We start from the raw sequence: 15998 nt of genomic DNA, 5'->3' as shown, positions 1-15998 counted from the left end.
CAAAATAACATGAAAAAAGTAATTTTATTCTTGACCATGTGCCTTGTGGCTTTCCCTATGAGAGCCGATGAAGGAATGTGGTTTTTGATGTTTATCGAAAGATTGAACCATAGAGATATGGAAAAAATGGGCTTGCAATTGACAGCCGAAGAAATTTACAGTATTAATCACCACAGTTTAAAAGATGCTATTGTACAATTCAATGGAGGATGTACTGCAGAAATCGTTTCTAATACTGGTTTGGTATTGACAAATCACCATTGCGGTTATAGCGCAATTGCGGAACTTTCTTCTGCAGAACAAAACTATTTAAAAGATGGTTTCTGGGCTAAAGATCGTAGCCAGGAAATGAAGCCAAAATCTTTGTTTGTTCGTTTCTTCGTTCGTATGGATGATGTTTCTAAAAGAATTTTATCTAAAGTAAACGATCAAATGACGGAAACGGAAAGAAACAAAGCAATTCAGCAAGAAATCAGTTTGATCGAAAAAGAAAACAGCGAAAATGGAAAATATACGGTTTCAGTTCGTCCTTTCTTTCAAGGAAATGAATATTACTATTTTGTTTATCAAGATTACACAGACGTTCGTTTAGTGGGAACACCACCAGAAAGTGTTGGTAAATTTGGTGGAGATACAGACAACTGGGAGTGGCCTCGCCAAACGGGAGATTTCTCAATGTTCAGAGTTTATGCCGATAAAGACGGAAATCCTGCGACTTACTCAAAAGATAATGTGCCCTTACAACCAAAACACTATTTACCAGTAAGTATTAAAGGTGTAAAAGAAAATGATTTTGTAATGATCTTAGGTTATCCGGGAAGAACTAACCGCTGGATGCCAGCTGGAGGAATCGAGCAAAATGTGAAATATGCGTATCCTGCTTGGGTTGAAGGTGCTAAAACCGGAATGGATGTAATGAAAAAGTATATGGATAAAGATGCGACTGTTCGTTTGAAATATGCTTCAAAATATGCTTCGACTGCAAACTACTGGAAAAACCGCCAAGGTATGATCGATGCTTTAACAAAAGCTGGAACAGCAGATACAAAAGCAGAACAGGAAGATAAATTTTATGAGTGGGCGAGCAAACCTGCTAATAAAGATAAGTACGAGAATGTAATTCCGACTATCAACGATTATTACAGAGAAACGAACTTAAAAGCGCGCCACGATAATTACTTGACACAACTTTTACGTACTTCTAGTTATGCAACTGGACCAGCTAATTTAGGAAACGCATTAATTGCATATTACAAAGAAAATGATGCAAAGAAAGCTGAAATGCTTCCTAAAATCAACGCAATGGTTGAAACTATTTATGGGGATTTTTATGCGCCATTAGAAAAAGATGTTTTAACTGCACAATTGAACTTATACGCTTCTAAAGCTTCGGAATACGGACTTGCTCCAGAAGTTGCAAAAATGAAAGCCGCTAATAATGGTGACTTTACTGCTGATGTTGCAAAAGCAACTGAGGTTAGTTATTTTACTACTAAAGAAAAAGTATTAGCATTTTTAGCAGATCCAAAACCATTGGCAATTGTACACGATCCGTTGTATATTATTTCGAATGATTTAATGACAAAATTCCGAGCTAAAACAGATGATCAAGCAAAAGCTGACGATGGTTTTGCAATTGCTTACCGTAAATTGGTTGAAGGTTTAAGAGAGTCTAAATTAAACGCGATTAAATATCCAGATGCTAACTCTACTTTAAGATTGACTTATGGAAAAGTTCGTGCATTGCCTGCAGATCCTCGTAACGATGCTAAAATCAACAACTATACAGATATGACGAGTATGGTTAAAAAATACAAAGCGGGAGATCAGGAATTTGATTTGCCAGCTCGTTTATTAGAATTGAATAAAGCAAAAGATTTTGGGCAATATGCTGATAAAGCAGGATATATGCCAATCAACTTCTTGACAGATAACGATATTACAGGAGGAAACTCTGGTTCGCCGGTTTTGAATGGAAAAGGAGAATTAATCGGTATTGCTTTTGACGGAAACATCGAAGCAATGGCTGGAGACGTTATTTTTGATTCTAAATTACAAAGAACAATCAACGTTGATATTCGTTATGTACTTTGGATTATCGACAAATACGCTGGAGCTAAAAATATCATTGATGAATTGACGATTGCTAAATAATCTCAATTTCTACAATTTTATCCGCCACGAATTCACGAATTAATTAAATAAAATTCGTGAATTCGTGGCGGATTTTTTATTGAACTTTCACTCGAATTCCTTTTGTATGGCTTGTAAATTCTGGAGCGTACATGCTTTGGATCGTGGTAATTCCGTTGGAGAATTCTCCAATGTTATTTACTCGAATATCATATTCTAGAACATAAGTTCCTTTGTTTATTTGATTGAAGAAGAAATGTGTTGCGAGCATCTTTTGTACTCATGTAATAACCTAAGCGATCTTTGTATTGATATTCAGAAAGAACATTTACGGGTTCAAAACAAGAAGCTCGCATATCTTTTAAATGAACGTATTCCATATCTTCTTTCGCACTAATAATTAAACGGACAGTTACTAAATCGCCAATTTTTAAAGAATTTTGTCTTGTGATTTTTTGTAATTCGTCGCCTTTTAAAGTATTTTTCTTCAGATATAATTCTTTTGAAACAGATAAAACTGCACCCGAATTGTTTTTGATTTTATCTAAATCTTCAAAATATTGCCAGTAAATGCCACCAAATCCTGGAACTTTAGATTTGTTTTCGATTTTGATAGACGCCATTTCTTTTTTATTTCTTCAGGTTTCCAGCTTAATTTGATGTATCCGGTTTCAGCCTCTTTTTCATTTTCAGATAATTTTTTGGTCATGATTTTTTCATCTCCCAATTTGATGATGGTATTATCTTTTACAGAAAGCCAATCAGTTCCTTGCATCAATAAAGCATAAATGGCTTCGGTTGTTGATTTTGTTGTTGGCCAGTTTTTGGTTTGTTTGTTTTTCAAAAGCCAGACTTTCATTGCATCGACTGATTTAGTGTCGTTTGTCACTTCGGCGAAAGCCTCAATTAATAAAGCCTGAGTTTCAATTGGCGCTTGATACCAATACCAACCCGCTTTATTCGAAATCCAATACATTCCCCAATCTTCGTTGTTTGAAGAAGTTTCTTTTAGGCTTTCAAGAATTTTTTTAGCACTTTCTTTTTCTCCAAAACGATTTAAAGTCAAAGCTGTCAATCCTTTTTCGTAAAGAGAATATTGTAGCCAATCTTTTTTAGCCATTTCTAAGTATAATTTTGAAGCCTTTTTCAATTCATCAGACAAAGGGTATTTTTTTAAATAGAAACTTCTGGTATAGAAATAATGCAAATCAGAATGAGGGTTGATCCAGATTAATTTGTCAGTAGGCTTTAGGTTTTTAGTTCGGTTTTTATGATATTCTAGGAATTTATTGTCTAAGAATGATATTCCAGTTTTAGCAATTTCATCTATTTTTTCTTCATTTTCTTCAGATTGGCTAAGCTTTGCTAAATGTCCCAGACCAGCAAGAATATGTCTTGTAATATATTCGCTTTCGTCGTAGCCGTCAAACCATGCAAAACCTCCAGACGATTTTTGTTTCTTTTTTAATTTTTCGAAAGTGGCCTCCTGAGAAGTTTTCATTTTTTCCAAATCAAATAAAAGGGCTAGGTTTTTCTTTTTTCATCTTCGCTTTTGGCATCGTTTAGCCAAGGTGTTTCGGCAAGAATAATCGATTTTAATTCTTCGTTTTCTTCTAGCTTTGAATGCAGTTTTCCCTTTTTTCTCCAATTTTCAAAAATGGTTGCGATTTTAGGATTACTCGAAATAATTTCTGATGCTAAAGCATTGGCATAAAATCTAGCAAAAGTCTGTTCGGCACATTCGTGTTCGTATTCCATTAAATAAGGAAGCGACTGAATCGCAATCCAAGTTGGGTTTGAAGTATATTCTAAAGTAAACTGATGATTTCTTAAAGTTGTTGAAGTGTTATTTTTTAAGTTTTCAAAAGTGTATTCTTTAGTTGAATTCTCACGAACCCAAAGCGGAATGCTTTCTGTAACCAACATATTATTCGTTAGAACAGGAATTATGTTTTCTTCGCCATCTGAGAAATTACCAGCTTTTGCTACAATTTTATATTGAACGCCTTGTAAGCCTTCGGGAATTGCAATCGTCCAATTTGCGGTTGTATTGCCAAAAGCGGGAATAGTAAAGTTTTTTATGTTTTTTGTGTTCAACATTTTGGCATCGATTGGTCGCATCGTTGTCGCATCAAAAAACTGTAAACTTGCGATTCCGGTTTTTGTTTCATTGGTCACATTCGAAATTTTAGCGCTAATTACGATTGTATCTTTTTCTCTCAAAAAGCGAGGAAAATTTGGCAAAACCATTACTTCTTTTTGAGTAACGACGCTTTTCTCCAAATAACCAGAAACGGCATCTTTATTATGCGCTAATAAACGAAGTTTCCAAGCGGTCAAGGCCTCAGGCGAAGTAAAGTTGAAACTTATATTTCCTTTTTCATCTGTTTTTAAATGAGGAAGAAAGAAAGCGGTTTCAGATAGATTTTTTCGTGCTTTTACCTGACTTAATACTTCTAGTGATTTTTTGGTTGTAATAAGTATTGTTCCTTTTGAGCCTTTGCTTCCATAAAGTTTTGTTGCTTTGTCTTGATCTAAAAAGTCAATGTCAAGCAAATCTTCTGGATTTATTTTTTGAAGTTTTCTTCAGATGAAATTTCGCCGTCAATAACATATAATGTTTCTGCATTTATAGCCATTGACGTTAGGCCGTTGACAATTTTTTTCCTGGAACATAGATTAATTTTTTAGTTCGAAAATAATACTCAGGATTATTTATATCTCCAGGAACTATTTGCACTCCGCTTGGAACTGCACCATCTATGCGTGAAGCATTATAAACAGCATTATCTTCTTCAACTACCATATGTGCGGCTGAAAGCTGTATTACAGAGCCAGTAACAGATTGTTTTTTTTGAATGCCATAAGCCGTAACGACAACTTCTTTTAGACTATTAGAATCGTCTTCTAAAGTTTGATTTATAATTTTAGTCTTGCCTACTTTTGCTGAAGTTGTTTTTGTGCCAATATAAGAGAAAATTATTTCTTCGCCAGCAATGACGATCAATTTCGTAATAACCGTCAAAACTTGAAATTGTAGTTCTTTTTGTGCCTTTTACCGTTACTGAAACACCAGGAAGTGGTAATCCGGTATTGTCTGTTATAATGCCTGAAATCAGTTTTGCGTTTGACGGTTTTCGTACTTTTTTAGTGAGTTGTTTTAAATATTGACTTTGCTGATATGCATTGGTTGGATTATTAAAATCAAAACCAAACCAAATTAAGTTTGTCGACTCATTCGTGTACGGTACTTTTGAAATATAGCTGTTTAAGTTTTTGATTGTTTGATATATTTGACCAAAACCTAAGACCGTTTTCCTGTTGCCAGAATTATAGTTGTAACTATTTATTTCCGGCGCCATCCATTCCTTAGTTGTGAATTTATCCAAAGAACTGTCGTACATAGAGGCAAGAACTTCGGCTTCTTTTTTAGCGTTTTCTGCTTTTAATTGAAACGACCAAGTTTCATTACTTCCTGGCTCAATTTTGTTTCTCAAACTTTTCGCTTTCCATTCTAATTTTGGGATTTCACTTTTTAGCGTAACACTTAATTCGTCATTAAAAACTTGGTTTTCAAAAACACTTTCAAATGTTAGTTTCAATATCTTTTCAAATTCAGATTTAAGAGGAATTTTAACTATAAGTTCTTTGTTTTGAAGATGATAGGTTTCTTCAAAAAAAACAGTGCTTTTGTAATTTCCTGCAGTGTTAATATATAAGTCAGAAATTGGTGAAGTTACTTTTAATTCAAGAAAACCATCTTTTTTTGGATCGTCATTAATTTGCTGTACGGTAAATAATTTACTCGAATCGTATTTGTCGTTGCTTTGCGTAAGCTCGAAATTTGTTGTAGCCTCAATTGAATTTTTAAAACTGTCATTTGCGCTGAAAACAATTTTATAGTTTCCAGATTTATAATTTGAGATAAAATCCAGCGGAATCATTTTATCTTTTTCGGTATCCACTTTTTTTGAATATACTAAAGTTTCTTTCGGTTCTTCTAAAAACTCTTTTCCTGTGATTTCAAAAGGGAATAATTTCTCGAAATCTTCATCTGAAATGGTTTCGATTTCTGGTTTTTCCAATTCTCTAGTTTTAAACTTATTCAAAAACGGACGAACAAAATACATTTTTACTTCGCCTTTTATAGCTTTAAATTCGCCGTTCAGGTTTGTGCTGGTTAATAGAATGTTGTTTTTGTCTTTAGTTTGAATTTTATTTGGCAATGAAGCTTCCAAAATCAAATCATGATAACCAACTTTTACAGAAGTTCCTGAATCATGAGTTTCGCCATTAATATCAGTAACAGAAACCTCAATCTCATAAGTAAAAATGGGTAATTGTGCTTTATTTGCATCTTCAGGAGGCAAGGCAACAAAGTCAATTGAGAATTTTCCAGAAGCATCTGTTTTTACCTCGCCTTGGGCAATTTCTTTTTCATCTTCTTTTCCAAAATAATTTCTTGTGTAGCTTGTATAACGAGTGACAGTATAATTTACTGTTGCATCTGAAACGTTGCTTCCAGCAAACGCTTTTGCGGAACCTTTAATTTTTACGGATTGATTGACTTGAAAGCTTTCTTTTTAGGGTCAAACAAAACTTCAAACTTTGGACGTTTGTATTCTTCAACCTTGAAATTTGTTTGTGAGTAATCGAAATCAGTGTTTACCCAGAATGGATATTTCTCCTTTTCTTTTTCAAAATCGGCAGGTTTTTCGGCTGTAATTTTAAATGAACCAGTTAAACCTGTTTTGGGCAAAGTGAACTCTCCAGAAAATGAACCAAATTCGTTTGTGGTGATATTGAATTCTTCGACTTTATTGTAATTGGGGTCTTTAACATGAACTTGAAAAGCAGTGTTCGGAACTATAGTTGTTTTATCGTTATTTTTCTGAATCGCAATTCCTTTGAAATATACAGTTTGACCTGGACGATAAATCGCACGATCCAAATAAAATTCTACTTTCGCTCTTAAGTTTTCTTGCTGATTTGCTGAATAAGAATAAATTCGATTAATATAATTATTGTCAATTGTAATAGTATCATTTTCAGAGGCAACTTGGAGTGTTTCGTAATTTCGGTTATTACTTTTTTGTTGATAAGAAACTTTGCCGTTTTTATCTGTTATAGCAGTAAATCGTGGTGAATTGAAAGTTGCATTTTTGATTGGGTTACCATTTTTTCGATCTAAAACCTGGTATGTTTCAATTCCGTTAGTTTCAGAGGTCGCTATTGTAAAATTGGTTACCGTTAAGGTTTCATAAGCGGTTGCTTTTTCTCCTTCGGTATCTTTTGTAGTTTCAAAGTATACAAGATAAGAACCTGTTTTTAAATGAGGCACCAATACCTCTGTGGAGTACTGAAAATAGTCTTTTTTATTTTTTAGTGTATAAGTTTCTGTGATTTCGGGTTTTTTGTTTTTTGCAATTTCCTCGGCGTAAGCATCTCTAGAAAAGCTATAACCACTGAAAGATAAAACTTGTTTCTGGTTGATTTTATAGAATGAAATTTTTAAATTTTCTACATTTTTGTACTTAATATGAGCACGTGTATTTTCGTTGTTGTAAATGTATTTTTGAAGTTGTACCGTAAGTGATTTTGAAAGTAGATTCTGTTTTTGGCTGAAAGCATTTTCGCGTGCATTTGAATTGTTGTTGACTTCTATAATGCTGTCTAAAATTGCAAGTGCTCTATTATTGTAATCAGGATGCAGGTTTTTTGATGCTGATGAAATTAAATACTCTGTTTTTTCAAGTTGAATCTTTTGAATTAAAGTTTTGCTATCTATATTTTTCTGTATTTTATCTAATGCTTTCAAATAATCATCATCTGTCTGAAATAAATAATTTTTGCAAAAAAGCAAACGTTCGAATTGATTTTGTGATGATGGATTATCTCTTTCTTTTTTTGATAAAGCGAGATGACCAAGTGAAGATTTTGGTCATTTATAAAGTCTAAATTCAGTTTTGTAAATGCCGAAGAATTTCCAAAGAAATCTTTTTTATAAGGAATAAAAATATTTTTAGGAATTTGCCAAGTAGATAATTTTTGAGTGTAAAAATTGATATTTTCGGCTAAAACATAATCATACAAATTTTCGGTCTTGAATTTTTCTGAAGAGCTATAATCAAATATCTTTTCATATATGCTTATCGGTGTATTTTTTAAAAGATTTTCATTTTGCAATGTTTCGGCCATTGCCTCATTTATTTGATTTTTAAAATTCTTTTCAGTCCAAGTCAAGAAATCAGCATCGGCAGTTTCAATATTAGTTCGGCTTCTGATTTGATAATTGTTTTTGTTGAAATAATCATTCAGACATTTTGCATAGACTATTTTTAGAATAGCTTTAGAAGGCACAGAAATCTGGCTTATAGTCAGTTTTAAGTTGTTTATAATCTTAGTTTGTGCATCTTCTTCAAGAATTTGCATGTATTTCGATTGGTAGAAAAAGCATTTTATGATTTGTTCTTCGTCTTTTTTTGCTTTTGCATTTTTGTAAATATCCACGACAATTTCATTTGCAGATCTTATTTTTCCTTCGGTTTCAAGAGCAATAATTTTATCCCATTTTTTGTCATTTTGCTGTGCGAAAATTGCTGTCGAAAGAAATAAGAATACAAATAATATATTTTTCATAAATCGGTTTTCTTGTATAGAGTATTGTTTTGTGGAAAAGGTTGGTTTGCGATTAAAAATATTTTTCGTACAAATTACTAATTTCTGTTCAAAACCAAATTATGCATTTTTTATTTCCTTATTTTTGATATATGAAAAAGTCGCTAATTTTCTTTTTAATTGTTCCAATATGCTGTTGGTCACAGTCTAATTTTGAAAAAGCAGAAAAATTATTTCAGTCTAAAAAATACAGTGAAGCCCAATTACTTTTTGAGGGAATTTTAAAAAATAACCCATCAGATGTAAAAACTTTGGAGTATTTGGGTGAAATTTCGGCGCACCAAAAATCTTGGGTAAAGGGCGCGGAATATTTTAAAAAATTAAAAGAATTAAAGCCAACTGTAGCCGACTATTTTTTTAAATATGGAGGATGTCTCGCAATGCATTCTTTAGAAGTGAATAGAATCAAAGCTTTTGGAATGGTGGGCGATATGAAAGAAGCTTTTGAAAAAGCAATTGAACTCAATCCGAAACATGTTCAGGCCAGATGGGCATTAATAGAAATTTATTTGCAATTGCCTGGGATTCTCGGCGGGAGCGAATCAAAAGCACTCGCATATTCAAATGAATTGGCACAATTTTCTCCAATTGACGGTTATTTGTCAAAAGGAAGAATCGACGAATATTTTAAAAGATATGATTCGGCTGAAAAAAATTATAGAAAAGCACATGAAATTGGCAATTCAAAAGTCACGTTTCAAAAATTATATAATTTATATTTGAACAAATTAAAAGACACAAAAAAAGCGCAGGATTTGAAACGAAAATTCGAAGCTTGAAATAAAAATCTCGAAAGACAAATTCTGTAATATATTGGAATTTGTAATTTAATAATTGGAATTTAAATGAAAACACATTTCATCGCGATAGGCGGAAGTGCAATGCACAACTTAGCATTAGCATTGCATAACAAAGGATATCAAGTTACTGGAAGTGACGATGCTATTTTTGAACCATCAAAATCAAGATTAGAGAAAAAAGGAATATTGCCAGCTGAATTAGGATGGTTTCCAGAAAAAATCACTGCTGATATTGATGCAATCATTCTTGGAATGCACGCAAAAGCAGATAATCCAGAATTGCTGAAAGCACAAGAATTGGGATTGAAAATTTATTCGTACCCTGAATTTTTATACGAGCAATCTAAAAATAAAACACGCGTTGTAATTGGCGGTTCACACGGAAAAACAACAATTACTTCGATGATTCTGCACGTAATGCATTATCACAATATTGCAGTTGACTATATGGTTGGCGCGCAATTGGAAGGTTTCGATACTATGGTTCACTTAACTGAGGAAAATGATTTCATGGTTTTAGAAGGTGATGAATATTTGTCTTCGCCAATTGATAGACGCCCGAAATTTCATTTATATCAGCCAAATATTGCTTTGATTTCTGGAATTGCTTGGGATCATATTAATGTATTTCCAACATATGATAATTATGTAGAGCAGTTTGAAATTTTCATCCAAAAAATTACAAACGGTGGTATTTTGGTATATAATGAAAATGATCCAGAAGTAAAACGTGTTGCCGAAGCGGCGACGAATCCAATTCGTAAACTGGCTTATTCAACTCCAAATTATACAGTTAGTGATGGCGTTACTTTATTAGAAACTCCTGAAGGAGATATGCCAATTGAAGTTTTTGGCGCTCATAATTTGAATAATCTAGCAGGAGCAAAATGGATTTGCCAAAATATGGGTGTTGACGAAGCTGATTTTTATGAAGCAATTGCAAGTTTCAAAGGTGCATCTAAACGTCTAGAAAAAATTGCTGAAGGAAAAGGAAAGGTAGCTTATAAAGATTTTGCGCATTCGCCAAGCAAAGTTGCGGCAACTACTAAAGCAGTAAAAGAACAATATCCAAACAGAACATTAGTAGCTTGTTTGGAATTGCATACGTATAGCAGTTTAAATGCCGCATTTTTGAAAGAGTATGAAGGCGCGTTAGAATATGCAGATGTTGCAGTTGTTTTTTATTCGCCAGATGCTGTAAAAATTAAGCAGTTAGAAGAGGTGACTTACGAACAGATTGCTACAGCATTCAACAGAAAAGATTTAATCATTTATACAAATCCAGCTGAATTCAAAGAGTATTTGTTCAATTTGAATTTAGATAATTCGGCGCTTTTATTAATGAGTTCTGGAAATTATGGAGGTTTGAATTTTGATGAAGTAAAAGGATTGATTGAGTAAATTAGTCAATTAGAAAATTAGATAATGTGTCAATTGCTTTGCAGTTGGCACTTTTTTTGAATTATCTAATTGACACATTATCTAATTTTCTAATTCTTTTTTGAGCGATTTTTCTTTCTTTTTGATATATTCGCTTTTCAAAAATCATCTAGTTTATGGAACAATCTCATTTCCCAATTACAAATTGGTCAGAAGACGACAGGCCTCGTGAAAAATTAATGCTTAAAGGAAAAAGTGTTTTAAGTGATGCCGAATTAATTGCAATTTTGATTGGTTCAGGAAGTCGAAATGAATCGGCTGTTGATTTAAGCAAAAGAATTTTGAAGAATGCTGAAAGTCTCAACGCTTTAGGTAAAATGTCGATTTCACAATTAATGAATTTTAAAGGGATAGGTGAGGCAAAGGCGATTACCATTATCGCGGCTATGGAACTCGGACGTCGTCGTCGGGCTGAAGATCCAGTGGAGTTGATTAAAATTACATCGAGCAAATTAGTTTTTGAATTGATGGTTCCTATTATTGGTGAATTGGCTCATGAAGAATTTTGGGTGCTTTTTCTGAATAATTCTAATAAGGTTATTTCAAAGTCCCAATTAAGCAAAGGTGGTATTACAGGAACCATTGTTGATGTTAGGCTGGTTTTTAAACTGGCACTTGAAAATGGAGCTACTAGCTTGATTTTGTGTCATAATCATCCGTCAGGAAATTTGTCCCCAAGCGAAGCTGACAAACAGATTACCAAACGCATAAAACAAGTAGGCGAAAGTTTAGATGTTAAAGTTTTGGACCATTTGATCATAACTGAATCAAAATATTATAGTTTTGTAGATGAAGGAATTTTTTAGATTATGAATACCACTATTACCGACGTCTTTTTTGATTTAGACCATACACTTTGGGATTTTGACAAAAACTCAGAAATGGCTTTTGATCGTATTTTCAAGACAAAATATCCAGAAATCAAAACTGAGGATTTTATTGAAAAATATATTCCTATCAATCAGTCTTGTTGGAAGTTATATCAAAACAATGAAATAACTCATGTTGAATTGCGTTACAACAGATTGAAGCTTTCTTTTGATGCATTGAATTATGAAATTTCAGATGAAAGTATCAATGAAATTGCAAATGATTATATTGAATATTTGACAGATAACAATTATCTTTTTGATGGAGCGATCGAGGTATTGGAATATCTTAAACCCAAATACAGGTTGCATATCATCACAAATGGCTTTGCAAAAGTTCAAGATAAGAAAATAAATAATGCATCACTTTCGGGTTATTTTGATACGATTACAAATTCTGAATTAGCTGGTGTAAAAAAACCAAATAGTATTATCTTTGATTACGCTGTTAATTTGGCTCAAGCTTCAAAAGAAAACAGCATCATGATTGGCGACTGTTTAGATGCAGATGTCAATGGTGCATTAAATGCAGGTTTGGATGCCATTTTCTTTAATGAGAAAAAATTGATGTTGCTCAAAATATTAAACAAATAAACCATTTATTAGAACTTAAAAAATATTTATAATGATGAAAATTAAATTTTTGTTGACTGTACTTTTTGTTTCGGTTGTTGGGTTTGCACAATCTGCACAATCTTCGCAAGCTGTTAATGATTACAAAGCAGTTATCGTGCCTTTAAAATATGATTTCTTAAAATCAGACAATCAATACAGAATGGCAACAATAAGCAAAGGAAATTTGACTAAAGCAGGTTTTCAGGCTTTTTATGCAAACGAAGAACTTCCAGCTGAACTTAATGATCGTTGCCAACTTTTATACATGGATGTAAAAAAAGATAACGGTTTTTTGGTTACTAAACTTTTTGTGGAGCTAAAAGATTGTTATGGTACAGTTGTTTACACTTCTGAAGTTGGAAAAAGCAAAGAAAAAGATTATGAGGTAGCTTATAGAGAAAGTTTGAATATGGCTTTTGTTTCAATCAACAACCTTCATTATAAATATAGCGGAAAAACAGTTACTCCTAGTGGAAAAGCAGGCATGATTACGGCGGCTCCAGTTGCTGTTGCGGCAACAGCTAGACCTGCTCAAACACAAGTACAAACAACAGTTGCGACTCCAGTTCCAGATGTTACAGATCCAAACTTGCTTTACGCACAACCAACAGATAACGGATTTCAATTAATTGATAAAACGCCAAAAGTGGTAATGAAATTATTGAAAACGTCACGTCCAGATTCATTCATTGCTATTAAAGATGGAGTGCAAGGAACTTTGAATGCGAAAGACAATCAATGGTTTTTTGAATACTACCAAAACGACAAATTAGTTTCTGAAAAAATTTCAGTTAAATTCTAAAATAAAATTTGGCTTAATAACCATATTTATCTTTCCAGCGGTTCTTTAAAAATTCGCGGGTGCTGTTCTCTCTAGAATTGTTCCCTGGATTGTAAAGAACCGTTTTTTTATGGCATCTGGCAAAAATTCCTGATCCGCAAAATTATTGGCATAATCGTGAGAATATTTGTAATCATCGCCATAGCCCAGTTCTTTCATTAGTTTGGTTGGGGCATTTCTTAAATGAAGCGGAACAGGCAAATCTCCTGTTTGTTTTACCAGTTGCCGCGCATTTCCAATTGCCATATATGAAGCATTGCTTTTAGGAGATGTTGCCAAATAAATTGCACATTGGCTCAAAATAATACGGCTTTCGGGATAACCTATGGTTGTTACGGCTTGAAAAGTGTTATTAGCCATTATAAGTGCTGTTGGATTAGCGTTACCAATATCTTCGCTTGCCAAAATCAGCATTCTTCGAGCAATAAATTTTACATCTTCACCGCCTTCAATCATTCTTGCAAGCCAATAAACAGCTCCATTAGGATCACTTCCACGAATCGATTTTATAAATGCCGAAATAATATCATAATGCTGTTCACCTGTTTTGTCATATAGAACAGTATTTTGTTGCACAAGTTCAAAAACGCGATCATTTGTGATTGTAATTTCATCACCTGCAGAAGCATTTACTACCAATTCAAAAATATTGAGCAGTTTTCTGCCGTCTCCGCCAGAAAGTCGTAGTAAAGCTTCAGTTTCCTTTAAAATGATTTTTTTGGACGCTAGATAAGTATCTACTTTCATCGCACGATGCAATAAAGCTTCCAGGTCTTCTTTTGTAAACGCGTTTAAGATGTAAACCTGACAACGCGACAATAATGCCGGAATAACTTCGAAACTTGGATTTTCTGTCGTCGCACCAACTAAAGTGATCCAGCCTTTTTCAACTGTCGCTAAAAGCGAATCTTGCTGTGATTTGCTAAAACGATGGATCTCGTCAATAAATAAAATCGGATTTTTGGCAGTAAATAAGCCACCGCTTTGTTTTGCTTTGTCAATTACATCACGAATGTCTTTTACACCAGAATTTATGGCGCTAAGGATATAAAACGGACGTTTTGACTCCTGTGCAATAATTTGTGCCAAAGTGGTTTTTCCCGTGCCTGGAGGTCCCCAAAAAATTAATGACGGAATAATTCCCTTTGAAATTTGTTGTGTTAAAGATCCATTAGGGCCAACTAAATGACTCTGACTTACATAATCTTCTAATTTTTGTGGGCGAATACGCTCTGCTAACGGTGCTTCCATTTTACAAAATTACTGTTTTTTAATTATAGATTTTGTCTCTTAAAAGTTAAAACAAGTGATACAGAGAAGGATTGTTACAATCTGAGACATGTTTTAGAATATGACAAATTATCAGTAAATTAGATTTGGACAGTTTTTTGATGCCATCAACAGAACAGATTTTTCAAATATATGAATGATAAAGATTTCAAGTTTTCGACCGCTGTAATCGGGCTTCCACTTTTTTTGTCCTTTTCTTGTGGATCATTTATTGGCTTCAAATTCGATTTGATTTTGATTTTTACCAAAACGGAATTTATCCGAGGGATTTTTCGGGTTTGCAAGGTGTTTTGTTTAGTCCTTTCATTCACGAAAATTTGGAGCATTTGTATAATAATTCGATTCCGCTTTTGGTTTTGTTGGCGGCCTTGCAATATTTTTATCCAAAACAGGCTATTCCGGTTATTGGTTATGGAATTTTGTTTTCGGGTTTGATTACTTGGATTATTGGCCGTGAAAACTATCATATTGGCGCAAGCGGTTTAATTTATGTTTTGGTCAGCTTTATTTTTTTCAAGGGAATTCAAACTGGGTATTATCGTTTGGTCGCACTTTCACTTTCAGTAATTTTACTATACGGAGGAATGATTTGGTACGTTTTCCCAGATGTCGATGCGACAATTTCTTGGGAAGGACATTTGGCAGGTTTGATAACTGGGTTTGTACTTTCATTACTTTACAAAACACCAGAATATGCCAAACCTATTGTTTACGATTGGCAAAGACCTGATTTTAATCCGGAAGAAGATCCTTTTATGAAACATTTTGATGAAAACGGAAATTTTGTTAATACTGAAAAACCTGAAGAAGAAATAGATTTAAGCAATTCTTATTTTAGTTCAAATTTTCCTGTTTATTATGTTGTAACCAAATCAGAATCAGAGGATAAATCGTAAATATGAATTCCTAATTAATTTAAAAAGAGTATTTTTGTTAGGAGTATTTTAATTTGGTTTGGTATGAGAATGATCAGTTATACAATTTTGATTTTTTTGATTTTAATCAGCTTTGAGACGACCGCACAGTGCGATGTAAAGAATAGGGTACTCGCAGATGGTACAATGATGTATTATTTTGACCCTGCAGTTTTTTACACCACAAACTCAAAATCACTAAAAATAAATATTGTTACTGACAAAGAGCATTACTTTATTGCGTCTGCGATCAACACCTTTTCCGTCAAAAAAAGAAGGAAAAAAATCAAAGATGATTTAATCATGCATTTAGCAGATAATAAAATCTACAAATTGACGCATTATGATACACAGTATATTCGTAATGATTCGGTTATGCAAGTGCTTTATTTAATTGATAAAAATGATGTAAATTCAT

General features: G+C 33.3%; 13 protein-coding genes and 3 pseudogenes. 7 read left to right on the top strand and 9 right to left on the bottom strand.

Annotation, left to right across the window (positions count from 1 at the left end; translation table 11 throughout):
* Window positions 1-9: 9 nt before the first annotated feature.
* Window positions 10-2154, top strand: coding sequence for a S46 family peptidase (locus ACQ9BO_RS26570; RefSeq protein WP_431243111.1), 2145 nt, complete (start codon window positions 10-12; stop codon window positions 2152-2154).
* A 76-nt stretch (window positions 2155-2230) separates the two neighbouring features.
* Here ACQ9BO_RS26570 and ACQ9BO_RS26565 read toward each other — a convergent pair whose 3' ends face one another.
* The 8 genes from ACQ9BO_RS26565 to ACQ9BO_RS26530 form a co-directional block, all read right to left on the bottom strand.
* The gene (locus tag ACQ9BO_RS26565) at window positions 2231-2404 is read right to left on the bottom strand and encodes a hypothetical protein (protein ID WP_431243110.1); all 174 of its coding nucleotides are present in this window, start codon (window positions 2402-2404) and stop codon (window positions 2231-2233) included.
* Window positions 2343-2756: a hypothetical protein gene (locus tag ACQ9BO_RS26560; protein WP_431243109.1), complete on the bottom strand. Its 414-nt coding sequence runs from the start codon at window positions 2754-2756 to the stop codon at window positions 2343-2345. Before ACQ9BO_RS26560 ends, ACQ9BO_RS26565 begins: the two co-directional genes overlap by 62 nt.
* Entirely contained in the window at window positions 2678-3634 is a 957-nt protein-coding gene (locus tag ACQ9BO_RS26555; RefSeq protein ID WP_431243108.1) for a hypothetical protein, read from the bottom strand. Before ACQ9BO_RS26555 ends, ACQ9BO_RS26560 begins: the two co-directional genes overlap by 79 nt.
* 23 nt (window positions 3635-3657) lie before the next feature.
* A complete protein-coding gene (locus ACQ9BO_RS26550) occupies window positions 3658-4689 on the bottom strand; it encodes an alpha-2-macroglobulin family protein (protein WP_431243107.1) in 1032 nt (343 codons plus the stop codon).
* 88 nt (window positions 4690-4777) lie between these two features.
* On the bottom strand, window positions 4778-5140 hold the full coding sequence (locus ACQ9BO_RS26545) for a hypothetical protein (RefSeq protein WP_431243106.1): 363 nt from the start codon (window positions 5138-5140) through the stop codon (window positions 4778-4780).
* Entirely contained in the window at window positions 5061-6503 is a 1443-nt protein-coding gene (locus tag ACQ9BO_RS26540) for a carboxypeptidase-like regulatory domain-containing protein (protein WP_431243105.1), read from the bottom strand. Before ACQ9BO_RS26540 ends, ACQ9BO_RS26545 begins: the two co-directional genes overlap by 80 nt.
* Before the next feature lie 182 nt (window positions 6504-6685).
* Window positions 6686-7996 (bottom strand): MG2 domain-containing protein, encoded by a 1311-nt coding sequence (locus ACQ9BO_RS26535; protein ID WP_431243104.1) that lies wholly within the window; start codon window positions 7994-7996, stop codon window positions 6686-6688.
* Window positions 7948-8772 (bottom strand): hypothetical protein, encoded by an 825-nt coding sequence (locus ACQ9BO_RS26530; RefSeq protein ID WP_431243103.1) that lies wholly within the window; start codon window positions 8770-8772, stop codon window positions 7948-7950. Before ACQ9BO_RS26530 ends, ACQ9BO_RS26535 begins: the two co-directional genes overlap by 49 nt.
* Before the next feature lie 131 nt (window positions 8773-8903).
* Between ACQ9BO_RS26530 and ACQ9BO_RS26525 the strand changes: the two genes are divergently transcribed.
* The 5 genes and pseudogenes from ACQ9BO_RS26525 to ACQ9BO_RS26505 all read left to right on the top strand — a co-directional run bounded on the left by ACQ9BO_RS26525 (window position 8904) and on the right by ACQ9BO_RS26505 (window position 13337).
* Complete coding sequence (locus ACQ9BO_RS26525; protein WP_431243102.1) at window positions 8904-9590, top strand: tetratricopeptide repeat protein; 687 nt, start codon at window positions 8904-8906, stop codon at window positions 9588-9590.
* A 66-nt stretch (window positions 9591-9656) separates the two neighbouring features.
* A complete protein-coding gene (locus ACQ9BO_RS26520) occupies window positions 9657-11012 on the top strand; it encodes a UDP-N-acetylmuramate--L-alanine ligase (RefSeq protein ID WP_431243101.1) in 1356 nt (451 codons plus the stop codon).
* Window positions 11013-11167: 155 nt separating this feature from the next.
* Complete coding sequence (radC, locus tag ACQ9BO_RS26515) at window positions 11168-11857, top strand: RadC family protein (protein ID WP_431243100.1); 690 nt, start codon at window positions 11168-11170, stop codon at window positions 11855-11857.
* 3 nt (window positions 11858-11860) lie between these two features.
* Window positions 11861-12546, top strand: a pseudogene (locus ACQ9BO_RS26510) (YjjG family noncanonical pyrimidine nucleotidase).
* Window positions 12546-13337: a hypothetical protein gene (locus tag ACQ9BO_RS26505; RefSeq protein WP_431243099.1), complete on the top strand. Its 792-nt coding sequence runs from the start codon at window positions 12546-12548 to the stop codon at window positions 13335-13337. Before ACQ9BO_RS26510 ends, ACQ9BO_RS26505 begins: the two are co-directional and overlap by 1 nt.
* A gap of 13 nt (window positions 13338-13350) precedes the next feature.
* On the opposite strand, the pseudogene ACQ9BO_RS26500 reads toward ACQ9BO_RS26505, so the two are convergent.
* Window positions 13351-14627, bottom strand: a pseudogene (locus tag ACQ9BO_RS26500) (replication-associated recombination protein A).
* A 171-nt stretch (window positions 14628-14798) separates the two neighbouring features.
* On the opposite strand from ACQ9BO_RS26500, the pseudogene ACQ9BO_RS26495 reads away from it, so the two are divergent.
* Window positions 14799-15562 (top strand): annotated as a pseudogene (locus ACQ9BO_RS26495) (rhomboid family intramembrane serine protease).
* The last annotated feature ends 436 nt before the right edge of the window (window positions 15563-15998 follow it).

The sequence above is a fragment of the Flavobacterium sp. P21 genome (genome assembly GCF_050632225.1).
Taxonomy (GTDB): domain Bacteria; phylum Bacteroidota; class Bacteroidia; order Flavobacteriales; family Flavobacteriaceae; genus Flavobacterium.
The sequence above is the reverse complement of the archived record's forward strand: the minus strand, read 5'-3'. Positions and strand labels throughout refer to the sequence as shown.